General features: G+C 28.7%; 16 protein-coding genes. 13 read left to right on the top strand and 3 right to left on the bottom strand.

What is annotated here, in order from left to right; all coding sequences use genetic code 11:
* Position 1 precedes the first annotated feature (1 nt).
* Positions 2-613, bottom strand: a complete 612-nt coding sequence (locus Q0684_RS05675) for a GNAT family N-acetyltransferase (protein ID WP_299013674.1) — start codon at positions 611-613, stop codon at positions 2-4.
* 499 nt (positions 614-1112) lie between these two features.
* Here Q0684_RS05675 and Q0684_RS05670 point away from each other — a divergent pair, with 499 nt between their 5' ends.
* The 8 genes from Q0684_RS05670 (at position 1113) to Q0684_RS05635 (ending at position 8107) form a co-directional block, all read left to right on the top strand.
* Complete coding sequence (locus Q0684_RS05670; RefSeq protein WP_299013672.1) at positions 1113-1526, top strand: DUF2141 domain-containing protein; 414 nt, start codon at positions 1113-1115, stop codon at positions 1524-1526.
* Positions 1527-1566: 40 nt separating this feature from the next.
* Complete coding sequence (locus Q0684_RS05665; protein WP_299013670.1) at positions 1567-2928, top strand: 2TM domain-containing protein; 1362 nt, start codon at positions 1567-1569, stop codon at positions 2926-2928.
* Entirely contained in the window at positions 2928-3233 is a 306-nt protein-coding gene (locus tag Q0684_RS05660; RefSeq protein ID WP_299013668.1) for a 2TM domain-containing protein, read from the top strand. Before Q0684_RS05665 ends, Q0684_RS05660 begins: the two co-directional genes overlap by 1 nt.
* 12 nt (positions 3234-3245) lie before the next feature.
* Positions 3246-3818, top strand: coding sequence for a 2TM domain-containing protein (locus Q0684_RS05655; protein WP_299013666.1), 573 nt, complete (start codon positions 3246-3248; stop codon positions 3816-3818).
* Between the two features lies 1 nt (position 3819).
* A complete protein-coding gene (locus Q0684_RS05650) occupies positions 3820-4134 on the top strand; it encodes a 2TM domain-containing protein (RefSeq protein WP_299013664.1) in 315 nt (104 codons plus the stop codon).
* A 104-nt stretch (positions 4135-4238) separates the two neighbouring features.
* Positions 4239-4994 carry a LytTR family DNA-binding domain-containing protein gene (locus Q0684_RS05645; protein ID WP_299013662.1) on the top strand — a complete coding sequence of 252 codons (756 nt, stop codon included), beginning with the start codon at positions 4239-4241 and terminating at the stop codon, positions 4992-4994.
* Positions 4995-5189: 195 nt separating this feature from the next.
* Positions 5190-7073, top strand: coding sequence for a sodium:solute symporter (locus tag Q0684_RS05640; RefSeq protein WP_299013660.1), 1884 nt, complete (start codon positions 5190-5192; stop codon positions 7071-7073).
* A gap of 68 nt (positions 7074-7141) precedes the next feature.
* Complete coding sequence (locus Q0684_RS05635; RefSeq protein WP_299013658.1) at positions 7142-8107, top strand: Gfo/Idh/MocA family oxidoreductase; 966 nt, start codon at positions 7142-7144, stop codon at positions 8105-8107.
* 187 nt (positions 8108-8294) lie between these two features.
* On the opposite strand, the gene Q0684_RS05630 is transcribed toward Q0684_RS05635, so the two are convergent.
* Complete coding sequence (locus Q0684_RS05630; protein ID WP_299013656.1) at positions 8295-10499, bottom strand: DNA mismatch repair protein MutS; 2205 nt, start codon at positions 10497-10499, stop codon at positions 8295-8297.
* Between the two features lie 46 nt (positions 10500-10545).
* Here Q0684_RS05630 and Q0684_RS05625 point away from each other — a divergent pair, with 46 nt between their 5' ends.
* Both Q0684_RS05625 and priA read left to right on the top strand, forming a co-directional pair.
* Positions 10546-11211: a uracil-DNA glycosylase gene (locus Q0684_RS05625; RefSeq protein WP_299013653.1), complete on the top strand. Its 666-nt coding sequence runs from the start codon at positions 10546-10548 to the stop codon at positions 11209-11211.
* A gap of 226 nt (positions 11212-11437) precedes the next feature.
* On the top strand, positions 11438-13882 hold the full coding sequence (priA, locus tag Q0684_RS05620) for a primosomal protein N' (RefSeq protein ID WP_299014361.1): 2445 nt from the start codon (positions 11438-11440) through the stop codon (positions 13880-13882).
* A gap of 400 nt (positions 13883-14282) precedes the next feature.
* Here the strand turns inward: priA and Q0684_RS05615 are convergent, their stop codons facing one another.
* Positions 14283-15479 carry a tRNA modification GTPase gene (locus Q0684_RS05615; protein ID WP_299013651.1) on the bottom strand — a complete coding sequence of 399 codons (1197 nt, stop codon included), beginning with the start codon at positions 15477-15479 and terminating at the stop codon, positions 14283-14285.
* 232 nt (positions 15480-15711) lie between these two features.
* Between Q0684_RS05615 and Q0684_RS05610 the strand changes: the two genes are divergently transcribed.
* The 3 genes from Q0684_RS05610 to Q0684_RS05600 all read left to right on the top strand — a co-directional run bounded on the left by Q0684_RS05610 (position 15712) and on the right by Q0684_RS05600 (position 18338).
* Positions 15712-16269, top strand: a complete 558-nt coding sequence (locus Q0684_RS05610; protein WP_299013649.1) for a sigma-70 family RNA polymerase sigma factor — start codon at positions 15712-15714, stop codon at positions 16267-16269.
* Positions 16256-17113: a hypothetical protein gene (locus Q0684_RS05605; protein ID WP_299013647.1), complete on the top strand. Its 858-nt coding sequence runs from the start codon at positions 16256-16258 to the stop codon at positions 17111-17113. Before Q0684_RS05610 ends, Q0684_RS05605 begins: the two co-directional genes overlap by 14 nt.
* A 112-nt stretch (positions 17114-17225) precedes the next feature.
* Positions 17226-18338 (top strand): hypothetical protein, encoded by a 1113-nt coding sequence (locus Q0684_RS05600; RefSeq protein WP_299013645.1) that lies wholly within the window; start codon positions 17226-17228, stop codon positions 18336-18338.
* Positions 18339-18537: the final 199 nt, after the last annotated feature.

Below are 18537 nucleotides of genomic sequence, written 5' to 3'. Positions count from 1 at the left end.
ATTATTTTTTATCTTTTTTTAAGAATAGCGCTTCTTTAATATTTTTAAGTCTTTTAAAAGTGCCTTCTTTTACTGTTTTTTCTTGTTCTTTTGCTTTTGGGTCGTATAACATTCCTGTGCACAAACACATTTTACGGTTTGTACGTGTTAAAACATCAAAATTTTTGCAAGTTTGGCAACCATCCCAAAAAGATTGATCGTCTGTAAGTTCAGAGAATGTTACAGGTTTGTAACCTAAATCGCTATTTAATTTCATTACGGCTAAACCTGTGGTAATGCTAAATACTTTAGAATCTGGGAATTTTTTACGAGAATGTTTAAAAACAACTTCTTTAATTTTTTTTGCCAATCCTAAATTTCTAAAATCTGGATGTACAATTAAACCAGAGTTGGCTACAAACTTGCCATGTCCCCAAGCTTCTATATAACAAAATCCTGCAAATTTACCATTACTTAAAGCAATTACAGCATTACCATTTTCCATTTTGGCAGCTATATATTCTGGTTTACGTTTTGCAATACCTGTTCCTCTAACTTTAGAAGCTTCTTCTATAGTATTACAGATGGTTTCTGCGTAAATTATATGTGATTTATCAGCAATTACAATTTGCATTGTATTGTTTTTTAAATTGATTTTATTTGTATTGAAATGTAATTTTGAAGAAAGAATTGGACTCACCTAATTCCATAAATAATAAAACACCCTAAGGGCGACGAAAAGAAATGCGGCGTAAAGATCTATTATCTGCAGAAGATAATGAGAAATTTAATATGTAGTTAAGTGCTTTCATTTTTGTTTTTACTTTGTAAAAGTAATTTTAAATTTTTATTTGATACGTAAAAATGAATACTTTTTTCTAATTTTTATTAAATAAGCAAAAACAATGCGTGTAAATTATAATATTAATGGTTTTGCATCTATTTTTTATCTAAAAATTAAAAGTTGATAAATGAAAAGGATAGACTAATCTGCAATTTTAGGTATAAAAGTTACTGTTTTTAAGATTGCTTTACAATTCAGCCTAAAAAAAATACAGTTGGGTAAACTATAATTTATAAAACTGAAGTTGTATCGCATCTTTGTGCCATAATTAATCATAAAAAACAATATCATGAAAATTTTAGTAGCAATTGTAGCAGTAACATTATTAAGCATTACAAACAGTTTAACAGCGCAAAACAAATCAATTACAGTAACTGTAGAAAATATTAATTCTGAACAGGGAAATGTGAAATTTGCGTTGTACACAAAAAATAACTTTCAAAAAAAACCAATACAAGGTAATTTAGGAGAAATTAAGAATGGTAAAACCGAGGTTATTTTTAAAGGTATAGATTCTGGTGAATATTCAGTAATCTGTTATCATGATAAAAATAATAATGGTAAGTTAGATTTTTCTACTAGAGGAATGCCAGTAGAAGATTATGGTACATCTAATAACAATATGTCTTTTGCACCACCAACTTTTGAAGATTCTAAATTTACCGTTGGAAAAGAAAATGTAGATTTAAAAATTAAATTTTAGAAAATTACTTAAATTTAGCACAAGTTAAACACAGGAAAGAATGCAAACCCAAGAAGTATATACAATTAGAAATATAAAAGAGGCGGCAATACTTTGTCTTAAGATGACACTTATTTTTGGCGTTATTTTCGGAATTATTTTTGGTCAAAGAACAATAGAAGGTGTTTTATGGTCTTTAGCAATCTCTGGTATGTATTCTTTTGGTTTGGGTTTTGGTAATGGTATTATAAACAATTATTTGAGTAGCAAATGGAGCTGGATTACACAAACCAATACCAGAGTTTGGATAGGAATTATAACAACCATTTTGTACACAATACCTGCAGTGCTTTTAATAAATTATGTAGTATTTGTAATTATTAATGGTAGCAGTCCAAACGTATTTTTTAAAGGGAGTTATTTCTGGGCGCATTTGTTTTATATTATTTTAGGTTTAGGCGTTTCTACTTTTTTGCACGCTAGAGGTTTTATGATCAATTGGAAAGCAGCAATGTCTAAGGAAACCACAAAACAAGAAATTGTAGCCAAAACAGAAACCGCAAAGTTTGAGTCTTTAAAAAATCAATTAGATCCGCATTTTTTGTTTAATAGCTTAAATGTATTAACAAGTTTAATTGGTGAAAATCCCAATTTAGCAGAAAAATTTACAACCAAATTATCTAAAGTATATAGGTATGTTTTAGAACAAAGAAATAAAGATTTGGTGCCTATTGAAGAAGAATTAAAGTTCGCAAAAACGTATATGGAATTATTAGGAATGCGTTTTGAAGACGCTGTAAAGTTTAATATTCCAGATGGTATAAGCAATAACGATCTTAAAATTGTACCGCTTTCTTTGCAATTATTGTTAGAGAATGCAGTAAAACACAATGTGGTTTCTTCTTCTAAACCATTACAAATTTCTATTTATGAAGAAGAAAACCATTTAATTATAGAAAACAACGTTAATCCAAAAGAAGCTATTGGTAAAAGTACCAAAGTTGGTTTGCAAAATATTGCAGACAGGTATGGCTTAATTACAGATAGGGTTGTAAAAATAGAAAATAATAACCAAACTTTTAAGGTGAGTTTACCGCTCCTTTATAAAATGAATAATATGATGTATACAGAAGAATTAGAAAATAGCAAATATGTAAAAGCAATAGAAAAAGTAGAAAGATTAAAAGAATTTTATCAGAATTTAGTTTCTTATTGTTTGGTAATTCCTTTTTTAGTTTTTATCAATTTACGTTTTTCACCAGGATTTTACTGGTTTTGGTTTCCTTTATTTGGATGGGGAATTGGCTTAACTTTTCACTTTTTAGAAGTAAATAACTATAGCCTATTTTTAGGTAAAAATTGGGAAGAGAAAAAGATAAGAGAATTAATGGAAGAAGAAAATAAACAAAAAAGATTAAGATAATGGAAATTAGAAACGAAGACTACAAATATATTTTAGTAAAAAAAAGGGTTGAAAAAATTGCTAAATTTTACAAACACTTTTTAATATACCTTGTTATTAATACAATTTTATCTGCAGTGTTTATTGTTGGAGATATTAATGACGGGGATACTTTTAACGAAGCTTTTTTTAATTATGGAAACTATAAAATTTGGTTTTTTTGGGGAATAGCTATTGCTTTTCAAGCTTTTAATGTGTTTGGCTTAAGCTTATTTCTATCTAAAGATTGGGAAGAAAGAAAGTTAAAACAATACATGAAAGAGTAAAAAAAAGTAATTATGAAACTAAGAGAAATAAACGAACAAGAAAACCATAAAATTCAAAAAAGAATTACAGACTTAAAAGGGTTTTATACGCACATAATTGCAAGTTTTATTATACCGCCGTTTTTAATTTTTATCAATTTTAAAACAGTACCAAGCTTTCACTGGTTTTGGATTGCTTTATCTGCATGGTTTTTAGGTCTATTTATACATTGGTTAGTTGTTTTTGGGTTTGATAAATTGCAAATCACTAAAAAATGGGAACAAAATCAAATGGAAAATTTATTGAATTCAAAGACCATACAACCAACAGCTTTTATAAAAGAGCAATACTTTGTACAAATCAAAAAGAAGGTTGCACAAATTAAAGATTTTTACATTCATTTATTAATAACCATTTTTTGCATAGTTGTGGTAGTTTTTGTGAATATAAAATTTGTGCCTAATTTTAATTTTTATGGGTTTGCTATTGCAGCCTTATGTATAGCTCTGTTTTTGAACTGGCTTGGTGTTTTTGGCCTAGATTTATTGGGATTTGGAAAAAAATGGGAAACAAAAAAAATTAAAGAAATTACAAAACAACTATAAAATGGAACAAGATATTATAAAACGACAAAATTACATACGTGCTAAAAAGAAAGTTAAAGAAATGAAGGCTTTTTACATTCATCTAACTGTTTATGTTTTAGTGAACTTATTTTTAAGCGGTATTATTATTTTTGGATTGATGAAAAGTGGAGATTCTTTTAACGAGGCAATTACTAATTTTGGGGTGTATTCTACTTGGCTATTTTGGGGAATTGGTATGTTTTTTCATTGGATGGGCGTTTTTGGATTTAATTCTATTGGTTTTGGAAAAAATTGGGAAGAGAAGAAGATTAGGGAAATGATGGATAAGGAGTAAGTTTTAGTTATAAAGTTATAAAGTTGTAAAGTTGTAAAGTTTCAAAGTTATAAATTTTGAGTATTTTTTAACCATCAACCATCAGCTAAAAACCACCAACCAACATGAAAATATTAGTTATAGAAGACGAAAAACCGGCAGCAAGAAGGTTAAACAGAATGTTAACAGCTTTAGATTTAGAAGTAGCACAAATGTTACATTCTGTGGAAGAATCTTTAGATTGGTTGCAAAATAATGAACATCCAGATTTAATTTTTTTAGACATTCAATTATCAGATGGTTTGTCTTTTGAAATTTTTGAAGAAGTGGAAGTAAAATCGGCCATTATTTTTACAACTGCTTATGATGAATATGCTTTAAAAGCTTTCAAATTGAATAGTATAGATTATCTATTGAAACCTTTAGATGAAGATGAATTGAAAGTTGCTGTAGATAAGTTTAAAGAACATCAACCAAAACAAGCGAATGTTCAAGTAAATTTAGACGATATTAGAAAACTATTGATAAACCCAGTAGATAGAAAATTTAAAAAACGGATTTCTATAAAAGTTGGGCAACACATTAAAATTATAAATACAGAAGATATTGAGTGTTTTTACAGCGAAAATAAATCTACCTATATTCATACTTTAGAAAATAGAAACTTTTTGTTAGACAATTCATTAGAGCAGTGGCAAGAGCAACTAAACCCAGAAATATACTTTAGAGTAAATAGAACTTTTATTGTAAATATAAATGCAATTAAAGACATCATTGCGTATTCTAATTCTCGTTTAAAATTAATTTTAAAATCGTTTTCTGAAGCTGAAATTATTGTGAGCAGAGAAAGAGTAAAAGACTTTAAAAATTTTATAGCTTAACAGTTTAAAGTATAACTTCTTGTTAAATTTATTGAAAACTCATTTTTTTAAATGGGTTTTTTTATCTTCCTCAAAATTTCTAAAATGAGTTCAAAAAAACAAGTTTGGAGCAAAGAATATACACTAGTTTTAGTTGCTAATGTTGTATACATAATTGCGTTTTATTTTATTACCAAATACTTTACCGTTTAAATTATGGATGTAGCAAGTAAATTACACCTTGTAGATTGGTTAGTACTTTCTTTTACGCTAATTTTTATAGTAAGTTATGGTACTTATGTTACTAGAAAAAATAGCAATGTAACCGATTTTATAAAGGGAGGAAATGACACAAAATGGTGGACCATTGGTTTGTCTGTAATGGCAACACAAGCCAGTGCAATTACTTTTTTATCAACTCCAGGACAAGCATTTCATAGTGGAATGGGTTTTGTGCAATTTTATTTTGGATTGCCAATTGCCATGGTAATTATTTGTGTAGTATTTATACCGATATATCACAAATTAAAAGTATATACAGCTTATGAATTTTTAGAAGGAAGATTTGATTTAAAAACTAGAAGTTTAACGGCAATTTTGTTTTTAGTGCAACGTGGTTTGGCAGCAGGAATTACCATTTTTGCACCGGCAATTATTTTAAGTGCCGTTTTAGGTTGGGACTTATTAACTTTAAATATAATTATTGGCTTTTTGGTAATTATTTATACCGTTTCTGGTGGTACAAAAGCTGTAAACGTAACGCAAAAACAACAAATGGTTATCATATTTATTGGAATGTTAATTGCATTTTTTATGATAATGAGTCAACTTCCAGAAAACATCACTTTTACAAATGCATTAGAAATTGCTGGCGCAAATGAAAAAATGCAAGTGCTAGATTTTTCTTTCGATTTAAGTAATAGATACACAGTTTGGACAGGGATTTTAGGCGGAACTTTTTTAATGTTGTCTTATTTTGGTACAGACCAAAGTCAAGTACAACGTTATTTGTCTGGTAAATCTGTAAGAGAAAGTCAGCTGGGTTTAATTTTTAACGGACTTTTAAAAGTGCCAATGCAGTTTTTTATTCTGTTAATTGGTGTTATGGTTTTTGTTTTTTATCAATTTAATCCTGCACCATTAAACTTTAATCCTGGTGCCAATGAAGAAGTAAAAAATTCTGATTATGCTGCAAAGTATGAAGCATTAGAATTTAGACACAGAGAAATAGAAAAAACAAAGACAGCCATTTTTGCTGATGGTTTTCAAAAAAGTGAGAAAAAAATGATTCAGCTTTTAAATGCAGAAGATGCAAAAGTAAAAGCACAATCTAAAGAAATTATAGACAAAATAGATGCAGAAAATGAATTGAAAAAAATAGAATCTAATGATAAAGATTATGTATTTATTCACTTTATTTTAAACAATTTACCAAGAGGTTTAATTGGTTTGTTGTTGGCAGTAATTTTATCTGCAGCAATGTCTTCTACAGCATCAGAATTAAATGCTTTGGCAAGCACAACTGCCATAGATTTATACAAAAGAAATGTAAAAGGAGCTAAAAGTGAAGCACATTTTGTAAAAGCATCTAAATGGTTTACACTTTTATGGGGTTTAATAGCTATTTCTGTGGCTTGTATTGCCAATTTGTTTGATAATTTAATTCAGTTGGTAAATATTATTGGTTCCATTTTCTACGGAAATGTTTTGGGAATTTTTCTACTGGCTTTTTTCTTTAAAAAAGTAAAAGGTAATGCCGTTTTTGTGGCGGCTGTAATTACACAATTACTAATTTTTGCTATCTTTTATTTCGGTATTTACTTACCAGAGCTAAATGGTTTAGCGCCTGTTATTAGTTATTTATGGTTGAATTTTATTGGCTGTATACTTGTTTTGTTTTTTGCTTTAGTTCTTGTTTTTAAATTAATAAATACACAAAGTAAAATAACATTATTAATAACAGCTGCTGCTATTTTTAAAATCTCTTTTGATATTTTAAATGAAGTTTCTTTAAGTATAATTCACGTAATTACATTAATAATTTTATTTTTGGCACTAGGTTTTTTAAATATGGATAAGAGAGCCTTTAAAAAAGAGTAAAATATAATTATACAGTGCAACTTTTTTAAAATCTGTAAGATTTTTAAATTGAAAAATTGAATAGAAAAATGAAAAAAATTAAATGGGGGATTATTGGACTAGGAAGAATTGCCAATAAATTTGCAACAGATTTAGCATCTATAAAAGACGCAGAATTGGTTGCTGTAGCTGCAAGAAATCAAGAAAATGCCAATAGTTTTGCAGATAAATATAACGTAGATAAAGCCTATGGTTCTTATGCAGATTTAGCAAAAGATGCAAATGTAGATGCTGTTTATATTGCAACGCCACATAGTTTTCATAAGGAACATAGTATTTTGTGTTTACAACATAAAAAAGCTGTTTTGTGTGAAAAACCTTTTGCAATGAATTTGCAAGAAGTAGAAGAGATGATTGCAGTAGCAAAAGCCAACAACGTTTTGTTAATGGAAGCCTTATGGACTTATTTTTTACCACATTATCAATTTGTTTTAGAGCATTTAAAATTGAACACATTTGGTAAATTAAAGCAACTAGACGCAGATTTTGGTTTTTATGATGAATACGATACTTCTAGAAGATTGTTTAAAAAAGAAGTAGGTGGTGGTTCTTTGTTAGATATTGGAATTTACCCAATTTTTGCAGCATTATCTACTTTAGGAAACCCTAAGAAAATAGCAGCAAATGCCACTTATTTTGAAAACGGTGCAGATGCTAGTTGTGCTATGGTTTTTGATTATGAAAATGTAAAAGCCAATTTAAAAAGCACATTATTGGAAGAAACAAAAACAGAAGCTATTTTTACTTTTGAAAAAGCCGTCGTAAAAATGAATACCATGTTTCATCAACCTACAACAGTTTCAATAATAAAAGATGGAGTAGAAGAGGTTAAGGATTTTGGAGTGAAAACAATTGGTTATAACTACGAAACTGAACATTTTAATCAGCTTTTAAGAGAAGGTAAAAAAGAAAGTGATGTAATGACTTTTGATTTTTCTAGAAGATTGATAAAAATGCTAGATGCTGTTAGAAAGGAAATTAATTTGGAGTATTAGGTTTTTGTACAGTTTAAAAGTTTAAAAGTTGAAAAGTGGCAAAGTGAAAATTGTTTATAAGTTTATTTGTTTAGAGGTTTAAAAATGTGTGATTTTTTAGAAATTCTTAGCCAACAGCCAACAGCCAACAGCCAACAGCCAACAGCCAACAGCCAACAGCCAACAGCCAACAGCCAACAGCCAACAACTACTTCCCTTTCTGTACTAATTCAATTTTGTCTACTGTAGTTTTTGTAGTAAACACGCCGTAATTTATGGTAATGTTTTTACGATCTATTTTATCGATTGTTCCAACAGAATTAGAGTCTATAATTCTAACTTTATCATTTAATTTATAGATGTAAGCCGCTTTTTCTTTGGCAACAATAGCCTCTTTTACTTTCTTTTCTTTACGTACTTCAACAACTTTTTCTAAAACCTCTTTTTCTACCTTTTTAATCACATTTTGCAATTGTTTTTCTACCACTTTTGCTTTTTGTTTCTGAGATTTTGTTTTTAATTTAATTGGGTTTTTCTTAGCATATTTTACTTTTTCGTCTGCTACCCACTTGTTGAATTTTTGATTCAACTCTTTTTTATTATTGGTTTGAAAGTATTTGTTTAAAAGTTCGTTTGTTTTTCTTCCTAAAGAAAGCATTTTTTGGTTTTGGTCATACAGTTCTTGAAAACCAGCCAATTTTGCTTGTATTTTTTCTTCTTTTTCCTGTAAACTCTCTAAATGCTCTTTCCCTTTTGTTTTTTGCTTTTCTAAATTATCGGAGTTTTTTTGTAAACGATTTCTTTCTTTTTGTAATTTAGAAATCGTTCTATCCAAACGTATTTTTTCGTTTTCCACACGTTTTTTAGCTTGATTAATCAAACTGTACGGAATTCCGTTTTTTTGCGCCACTTCAAATGTAAAAGAACTACCAGCTTGCCCAACAAATAATTTGTACAAAGGTTCTAGAGAACGCTCATCAAACTGCATATTTGCGTTGGTTACGTTTTCTAATTCTGCAGCTAAAACTTTAAGGTTAGAGTAGTGGGTGGTAATAATTCCAAACGCTTTTTTATTGTAAAAATCTTCTAAAAATATCTCTGCTAAAGCACCACCCAATTCAGGGTCTGAACCTGTTCCAAATTCATCAATTAAAAACAAGGTGTTTTCATTACATTTTCTTAAAAAATAACGCATATTTTTAAGACGATAACTATACGTACTTAGTTGATTTTCTATAGATTGATTGTCTCCAATATCTGTCAAAATCGTATCAAAAATATAAGTACTACTTTTTTCTTCCACAGGAATTAAAATACCACTTTGTACCATTATTTGTAGTAAACCAATGGTTTTTAAGGTAATGGATTTTCCACCTGCATTTGGTCCAGAAATAACAATTATTTGTTGTTTTTCGTTTAACTCTATGCTTTGAGAAATAGTTTTTATATTACTTTCTTTATTTTTTTTCCATAAAATGGGATGATATGCATCTCTAAAAAATATCTTTTTCTCTTTTGTTATTTTTGGCAATAAACCGTCTATTTCTCTAGCATATTTCGCTTTAGCGCCAACAACATCTACATGAATTACGTAAGCCAAATATTCTTTTATAATTTCTATTACTGGTCTTAAAATATCAGCTAAATTTCTAAGAATTCTAACAATTTCTTGTTTTTCTTCGTACAATAAATTTTGATATTCTCTAGAATAAGTAAGGGTTGCTTGTGGTGCAATATAAACAATGTTACCAGATTTAGAAGATCCCATTAAACTACCTGCAACTTTACGTCTATGCATTGCCAATACCGCTAAAACACGCTGATTTTCTATAACAGATTCTTTAATATCATCTAAATAACCAGCAGACATTGCTTTGCTTAGGGCACTAGAAAAACTGGCACCAATTTTACCACGCACATTATTAATATCTCGTCTAATTTGCTTTAATTCAGAAGATGCATTGTTTTTTACAATGCCACTAATTTCTATGATTTTTTTAACCTCATCATCAACATAAGTGGTGAATTCTAATTTCTGAGTAGTTTCAAAAAAAGTAGGAAATTGTTCTTTAAATTTTTTAAAAAATTTAATATGCTCATTTACTGTTAAAGAAATACTTGCTATTTTTAAATAGGCTTCTGGCTCTAAAAAGCTATTTTCTATAGCTAATCTGTGTATTGCATCTGTAACATTATCAAAACCATGATTTGGCACTCTGTTTTCGCTGGCAAAAGATTTTAAATATTCATCTACAAGGTTTAGCTCTGTAAAAAGTGTTTTTCTATTCTGAATTGGTAAAATTTCGCGAACACTTTCTTTACCCAAACCAGAAATACAAAATTCAGAAATATGCTGTAAAACCGTAGAAAATTCTAAATCTTGTAATGTTTTTGATGATATATTATAGCTCAATTGGTTATTTTTGATTTTATTAAATTCGTTACAAAAATAAGGAACAATGCAAGTAAAAATAGCTGATAGCTGGAAAAATATACTCCAAACCGAGTTTGAAAAGCCATATTTTAAGAGTTTGATAACATTTGTAAAGGAAGAATACACCAAAAACCAATGTTTCCCAAAAGAAGAAGAAATTTTTGCGGCCTTTAATTTTTGTAGTTTAAAAGAGCTAAAAGTGGTAATTATTGGCCAAGATCCTTATCATGGAGAGAATCAGGCAAATGGTTTGTGTTTTTCTGTGCAAGATGGTATAAAACATCCACCGTCTTTAGTAAATATATTTAAAGAAATTCAAACCGATTTAAACAAAGAGTATCCACAAAGTGGGAATTTAGAAAAATGGGCAAAACAAGGCGTTTTGTTGCTAAATGCTACCTTAACAGTTAGAGCACACAATGCTGGCAGTCATCAAAAACAAGGCTGGGAAACCTTTACAGACACTGTAATTCAAAAAATATCCAAAGAAAAAGAAAATGTAGTTTTTTTACTTTGGGGCGGTTTTGCAAAGAAAAAAGCCAAGTTAATTCACAAGAAAAAACATTTTATTTTAGAAAGTGGGCATCCAAGTCCTTTAAGTGCCAATAGAGGCTATTGGTTTGGCAACAAACATTTCTCTAAAACCAATACTATTTTGCAAGAAATTGGAGAAAAGCCAATTAGTTGGTAATTTTTTTTGAAGCTTAATCGCGCTTTCAACACTCGCTTTTTTTGTTCAGAAAAAGAACAAAAAAGAGCTCAAACAAATGTTTCAATCACGGCTAAACTTGTTTGCTAGCCTAAATTCTAAACTTAGCTTTAGTTTTTTTTAAGGACTCAATTTTAATTCAATTATTCTAACATACATAACAAGAATCACTTCATTTTATGTAATTTTGATATTCTAAAACATAACAATTATTCATTTTATAGATCTCATATTACCCATTCCACTGCAAAAAACATTTACCTATGCAGTAACTGAAGAAGAAGCCAATTTCTTACAAAAAGGAATGCGTGTTGCTGTTTCTTTCGGAAAAAGTAAAATGTACACAGGTTTGGTATTTAACATTCATACTACAGCACCAACTTTGTATGAAGCAAAAGATATTCATCAAATATTAGACGAAAAACCATTGGTAAATGAGTTGCAATTGCAACATTGGCAATGGATTGCTAATTATTATATGTGTTCTTTAGGCGAAGTTTACAGAGCTTCTTTACCGTCTGCTTTTTTGTTAGAAAGTGAAACCATTATTTATAAAAACGAAACGTTTACAGACGAATCCATTTTAGAAGATGATGAATTTTTAATTTTTGAAGCTTTGCAGCATCAATCGCAATTAACCATTCATCAAATTGCAGACATTTTGGGGAAGAAAAAAGTAATGCCTATTGTAAATGCTTTAATAAAAAAATCTGCACTGTATATTAAAGAAGAAATTTACGAAACGTACAAACCAAAATTGGTAAAATATATACGTTTGCAAGACCAATACAATTCAGATACTGCTTTAAATACGCTTTTAGAAGAGTTGTCTAGAGCAAAAAAACAAAGAGAAGCTGTACTTACCTTTTTTCAACTAAACACTACAAAAAAACCAATAAAAGTTAAGGATTTAGAAACACAAGCCAAGGTTTCTGCAGCTATTTTAAAAAGTTTAGTAACCAAAGGTATTTTTGAATTTTATGAAATTCAAAAAGACAGAATTAGTTTTAAAGGAACTACAAATGCTTTAAAAACGCTTAATGAACATCAAGAAAAAGCATTAGACGAAATTAAGCAAACCTTTAAAGAAAAAGACGTTACATTATTACACGGAATTACAAGTTCTGGTAAAACAGAAGTCTATACACGTTTAATACAAGAAGTTTTAGATGCTGGCCAGCAAGTTTTATTTTTATTGCCAGAAATTGCGTTAACCACACAAATTATAACCCGTTTACAATTTTATTTTGGAGATCAAATTTCTGTTTTTCATTCCAAATACTCTATAAATGAAAGGGTAGAGGTTTGGCAGAATGTTTTAGAAAATAAAACCAAAGCGCAAATTATTTTAGGTGCAAGATCGTCTGTGTTTTTACCGTTTTCTAATTTAGGTTTAATTGTGGTAGATGAAGAACACGAAACTTCCTACAAACAATTTGAACCATCACCAAGATATAATGCAAGAGATGGCGCTATTGTATTGGCAAAACTGCACAAAGCAAAAATTTTGTTAGGTTCTGCAACACCATCTTTAGAAAGCTATTTTAACGCGCAACAAAAAAAATATGGTTTTGTAGCACTCAATAGACGACATGGCAATGTGCAATTGCCAAAAATTGAATTAATAGACGTAAAAGAGAAACACAGAAAAAAGGAAATGAAAGGCCATTTTTCTGACAGGTTACTAAAATTAATAACTGAAGCTTTAGAGGAAAAAGAACAAGTTATTTTATTTCAAAACAGGCGTGGTTATTCGCCAGTTGTAGAATGCAAAACTTGTGGTGTTTCACCTGAATGTCCAAATTGTGATGTTACCTTAACGTTTCATAAATTTAGGTACGAATTACGTTGTCATTATTGCAATTATCAACGTGCAATGCCCAATTCTTGTTCCGCTTGCGGAAGTAATACTTTAGATACCAAAGGTTTTGGTACAGAGCAAATTGAGTTAGAACTTAAAGAGTTATTTCTAGATTATAAAATTGGCAGAATGGATTTAGACACGACTCGTGGTAAATTTGGCTATCAAAAAATAATTGGCGCTTTTGAAGCGAAAGAAATAGATATTTTGGTGGGAACCCAAATGCTATCTAAAGGTTTAGATTTTGAAAACGTTTCTTTAGTTGGCGTTTTAAATGCAGATACTATGCTAAATTATCCAGATTTTAGAGCGCATGAACGTGCTTATGATATGATGGTACAAGTTTCTGGTAGAGCAGGACGTAGCAAAAAACAAGGTAATGTTGCCATACAAACCTACAATCCTTATCATCAAATATTACAACAAGTATCTACTACAAATTATACAGAAATGTATAAAGAACAGCTACAAGATCGTTGGCAATATAAATACCCACCATTTTATAGGATTATTAAAATTACACTAAAACACAGAGATTATAATAAGGTAGATGTTGGTGTAAATTGGTTGTTTAAAGCCTTGTACAATTCTTTTGGTGAAAATGTTTTAGGACCAACAGCACCTGCTGTAGCAAGAATTAGAAATCAATATATTAAAAATATTGTGATTAAAATTCCGCCAAAACAAAGCTTAGGAAATACAAAAGCACAAATTACTAAGATTAGAAATACCTTTGAAGCTGTAAAAGATTTTAGACCTATCCGTTTTATTATTGATGTGGATGCGTACTAGTGAAACTCAATTTTTAAAAGTTGCAAAGCAACGCATTAAAAATTGTAAGTTGAACTAGTCCCGATTTTACATCGGGATCTTTTAAAATTAAAACTTTCTTTATTATTAAAATTTAAAAAGTGCGATTACTTGAAAGTTGCAAAGCAACGCATTAAAAAGTAAGCAGTACTCAGTAAATCAGTATGCAGTTTTAAATTGTAAGTTAAAACAGTCTTGATTTTTTCATCGGGAATTTTTAATAATTATACGTTCTTTATTATTAAAATTTAAAAAGGGCGATTACCTAAAAGTTGTAAAGCATTTCATTAAAAGCTTTAACTTAAACTAGTCCCGTTTTTATATCGGGACTTTTTTTTGCTTAAATTTTAATTTTAAAAAAGCATTAAAATTTAAGGATTCTTTAAAATAATGTATAACCTAATACAAGAGATGTAGAATTAAAATCTCCAATTCTGTTAATATAGCCTAGCGCATCTCTAGTGGTAAACATTCTATACTCAATACTAATTTTGTCCTTAAACTTATAGCCCAAACCAAAACTATAATTTATTACAGGGTCAATTTCTAAATTATTTTCTCCAGTTATTTTAGAGTTTAAAGGGATATCATATACAATTGATGCATTTATAAAAAGTTTAGAATTTTTATTTGTATACATGTAATGTCTCAGGCCAAAAGGCACTTCTATAGAAGAATATTCAATTATAGTTTCTCTACCTATAGTATCTGCTCTAGAGGATTTATATACAGAAACATAAGAAGGTTCTGTAATTAAAGCCCATTTGTTATTGTTAAATGCCATTACGTATTCTAGCTCTAAACCAAATCTAAAAGTTGCTATATTTCCGAAATCAAGGTCTCTTAGTGCACTCACGTTATCTTCCAAAAAGAACGAAGAAAAATTAACGCCAGACTTCATATTTATATTCACTATATTTTTTGAGGTTTTTGAATTTTCTAAAGTATAGTTCGTTATTTTTGAATTAGTACAGGTATTGTAAAATACAAAAATATTAACTAAATCTGCCTTACGATATTTTAACTTTTTAACTTTTCCCTCTGTAATTTTTTTACAGATTAAATCATTAAGTATTTGTTGTTTAAAATAGTTGTTTTTATTTACTTTATATCCGTCTCTAGTTAAATAGCTCTTGTAAACTAATTGTTGTATATTCCCATTGTTATGGCTGTAAAAAAACCTAGATAAACCTGTTTCTGCATAATAATATAGGTTTGCTTTACCTTCAATTAATACTTTTAAAAACAACTGCTCTGTATAAAATTTAACTTTTCTTGTTAAGCTCAATTCACTCAAGTTTTCACTAGATCTATCTATATCTACTGTATGTCTTTCGTATTTTGATATGTTGTAGATTTCAAATAGTTGTACATCATCAATAGATGCTTTTAATGCTTTACTGTCTTCATTAATTTTATAGGTGAAGTCTTTAGGATTATTTAATAAATCCAAATTTTTTATAAGACAATTCACTTTTTCTCCAGAATTTTTTATAAAATATCCTTTCTCAAAAGTATCTTGAGAAAATGAATTGAAATAAGAGATTAGTAATACAGTAAATGCAATTATTTTTTTCATGAATAAATTTTGTTATTAAAAATTAATAATTAATACTCCTATACGAAAATACAACAATATCAATTAAAAATAATACAGTGGGTATGCGTTTTTTATCATAATATACTTTGTTCAAAATTTATATTACAAGTAAAAACAACTGATTTCATAAAAATTATTTTTTTTCAGGCAACCTTTTTAAAACCTTGGTAGTCTATATATTTGTAAGGCAACAAAAATCAAATTCAAAAGCTTGAAAATTATAAAATTACAAAGCGAAAAATCGTTAATTAAAAAGGCGATTGACAACAATAGAGAAGCGCAAAAACAATTGTTTGATCAGCATTCTCCTAAAATGTTGGGTGTTTGTAGGCAATACGTAAAAGATTTACATCATGCAGAAGATTTATTATTACAAGGTTTTTTTAAAGTTTTTAAAAACTTAGATAAATTTAATTTTGATGGAAGTTTTGAAGGTTGGATAAGAAGAATTATGGTAAATACTTGTATTTCTTATTTGCGTAAAAAAAAGGTTATCAACTTATCTGATGATGATTATGTGTTTGATAATGAAGCTACAGTAAATTTAGAAAATACAAGCGTTGAAGACATTCAAAAGTTAATAGATAGTTTGCCAGAAGGTTACAAAATGGTGTTTAATTTATTTGCCATAGAAGGTTACAAACATTCAGAAATTGCAAAGAAATTAAGCATTTCAGAAAGTACATCAAAATCGCAATTGTTTAAAGCACGTAAACTTTTGCAGCAAAATTATAATAAAATGAATACGATAATTCATGAAAACAAATAAAATAGATCAAGAAATAAAAGAGAAATTAGCAAACAGAACATTTGCAACTTCAGCCTCTGCTTGGGATCGTTTGTCTGCGCAATTAGATGAAGAACCAAAACAAAAAAAGAAAGCATGGTTTTATTATGCAGGTTATGCAGCAGGTATTTTGTTACTAATTTATGTAGGTTTTTCTGTTTTTTCTGATGATAACATGCAAGGAAAACCCGTTAAAGAAATTATTGTTAATAATCCAATTGTTATAGATACATTTACTGTTAAAAATAAAATAGATGAAATTTTTACGGAGATAAAAGAAGAGAAGGTTATTGTAGCGAAAGATGTTTTAGAAGAAGGAAAAGAGACATCAGTAAGTGGAAAGGAGACAATAGACAAGAGACAAGAGACAAGACTGAATAAATTAGCGAATATAGAAAGTAGAACAAAGGAAAAAATAAATTTTACTTCTAATGCAATTAGTAAAAACGAAAAATTAGAGAAGGATACCTTAACAAAAGAAAATATAGTTATTGCAAAAGTTGATAAAAAAATGCAGCAAATATCAACGGAAAAAAAAGAAGATAATATTACAATTAAAGTAAATGGCGCAGATTTGTTATACGCGGTAACACATACTAACCAAGAAGTAAAAGCCTATTATGCAAAACATAATATTACTAGAGATCAAGTTTTAAAAACGATTAAAAGTGAGCTCAAAAAATCGAATTTAGAAGTAGATCCTGAAACTATTTTGGCAGAAGTAGAAAATACGATTAGTGAAGATGTTTTTAACAACAATTTCTTAAAATCATTAAAACGAAGAGTAACAGATATTGCCTCTGCAATTGCATCTAGAAACGAATAACAATTGTCATTTTAATGAAACGCAGTGGAATTGAGAAATCTTAATACTGGCCAAATTAAAGATTGCTCCGTAAAACCTTAATAAAAAAAATAAAAATTTTAAAACCATAAACATGAAAAGAATACTATTTACGCTAGTGTTGTTATGCACAACAATTGTCCAATCACAAGAAAAAACTTTTGAAAAAGAAGTACAGAAAATAGCCAAAAGAATAGAAATTATTACCAAAAGTCAGAAAGATTCTTTAAAGTTAAAAGTTGTAGATATTGATAAAAGACTGAAAAAAGGAGAAATTTCTGAGAGCACAGCAACCACCTTAAAACAAGAGCTTGCTGCCTATCATGCCAAACAAATAGAAGTTAAAGTAAGTGAGCAAGAACATTTATTACAACTATTGGTACAAGATAAAACCAATGGTAAAATTGCGAGCTCTAATAACACAAATTTAGATAACGAAGACGTAAGTACTTTTAAAGTGGGGGGTACAACTTTTCGTTTTAAAATTGATACAGACGATGAACAGGAGACAAAAAAAGAAATCAAAAATAAAATAAAAAAGAAGAGAAAAAAGAGTCAAAGTAGAAGAACTACAACCCAAGTTGTGTTTGCATTAGGTGCAAATAATGTTTTAGAAGACAATCAATTTAGCTCTTTAAACGATTCTAATTATCAATTTTGGCGTTCTCGTTTTTATGAAGTTGGTTTTAGTTGGAAAACTAGGTTTACAGAAGATGCCTCTAAATTATATTTTAAATATGGTGTTTCTTTCCTTTGGAATAATTTGCGATTAGAAGACAACCAATTTCATGTTAAAAATGGAGATTTTACAGAAATACAGGTCTTTCCAGAAGATTTATCAGAAAGTAGATTAAGGCATGTTCAAATGAATTTTCCTGTACATTTAGAATGGGATTTCTCTAAAAATAGAAAATATAAAGATGGTTTTGTAAGAGATAGAAGAAATGAATCTGTAAAAATTGGAGTAGGAGGTTTTGTAGGTTTTAAATTGGGCACAAGACAGTTTTTAGAATTTAGAGACACAGATGGTGTAAATGTAGAACAAGTACAATTTAATAATTTTAATATGAATACAATAAATTACGGTTTAAGCGCTTATGTTGGGTATAAAACTACTAGTTTGTATGTAAAATATGATATGAATCCTCTTTTTCAAGACACAGAAATTAGAAATATTTCTATGGGACTTCGTTTCGATTTTGATTAAATTAATTTGTTAAAAAAAATAAAACAAAAATCAACAATCTGATTTTTGTTTTTTTGATAAAAAATATCATAAAAATAATTGATAATTGTCTTTGTTATAATTATAAATTATTGAATTAATAAAAATCAAAATGAACACTTTTTTTAATTGCACTACTTTATTTTTAGTATAAATTTATGCACTTAAAAACCATTAAATT

The organism is uncultured Polaribacter sp., from assembly GCF_947503875.1.
In the GTDB taxonomy this organism is placed as follows: domain Bacteria; phylum Bacteroidota; class Bacteroidia; order Flavobacteriales; family Flavobacteriaceae; genus Polaribacter.
This window is presented reverse-complemented; position numbering and strand designations above follow the sequence as displayed.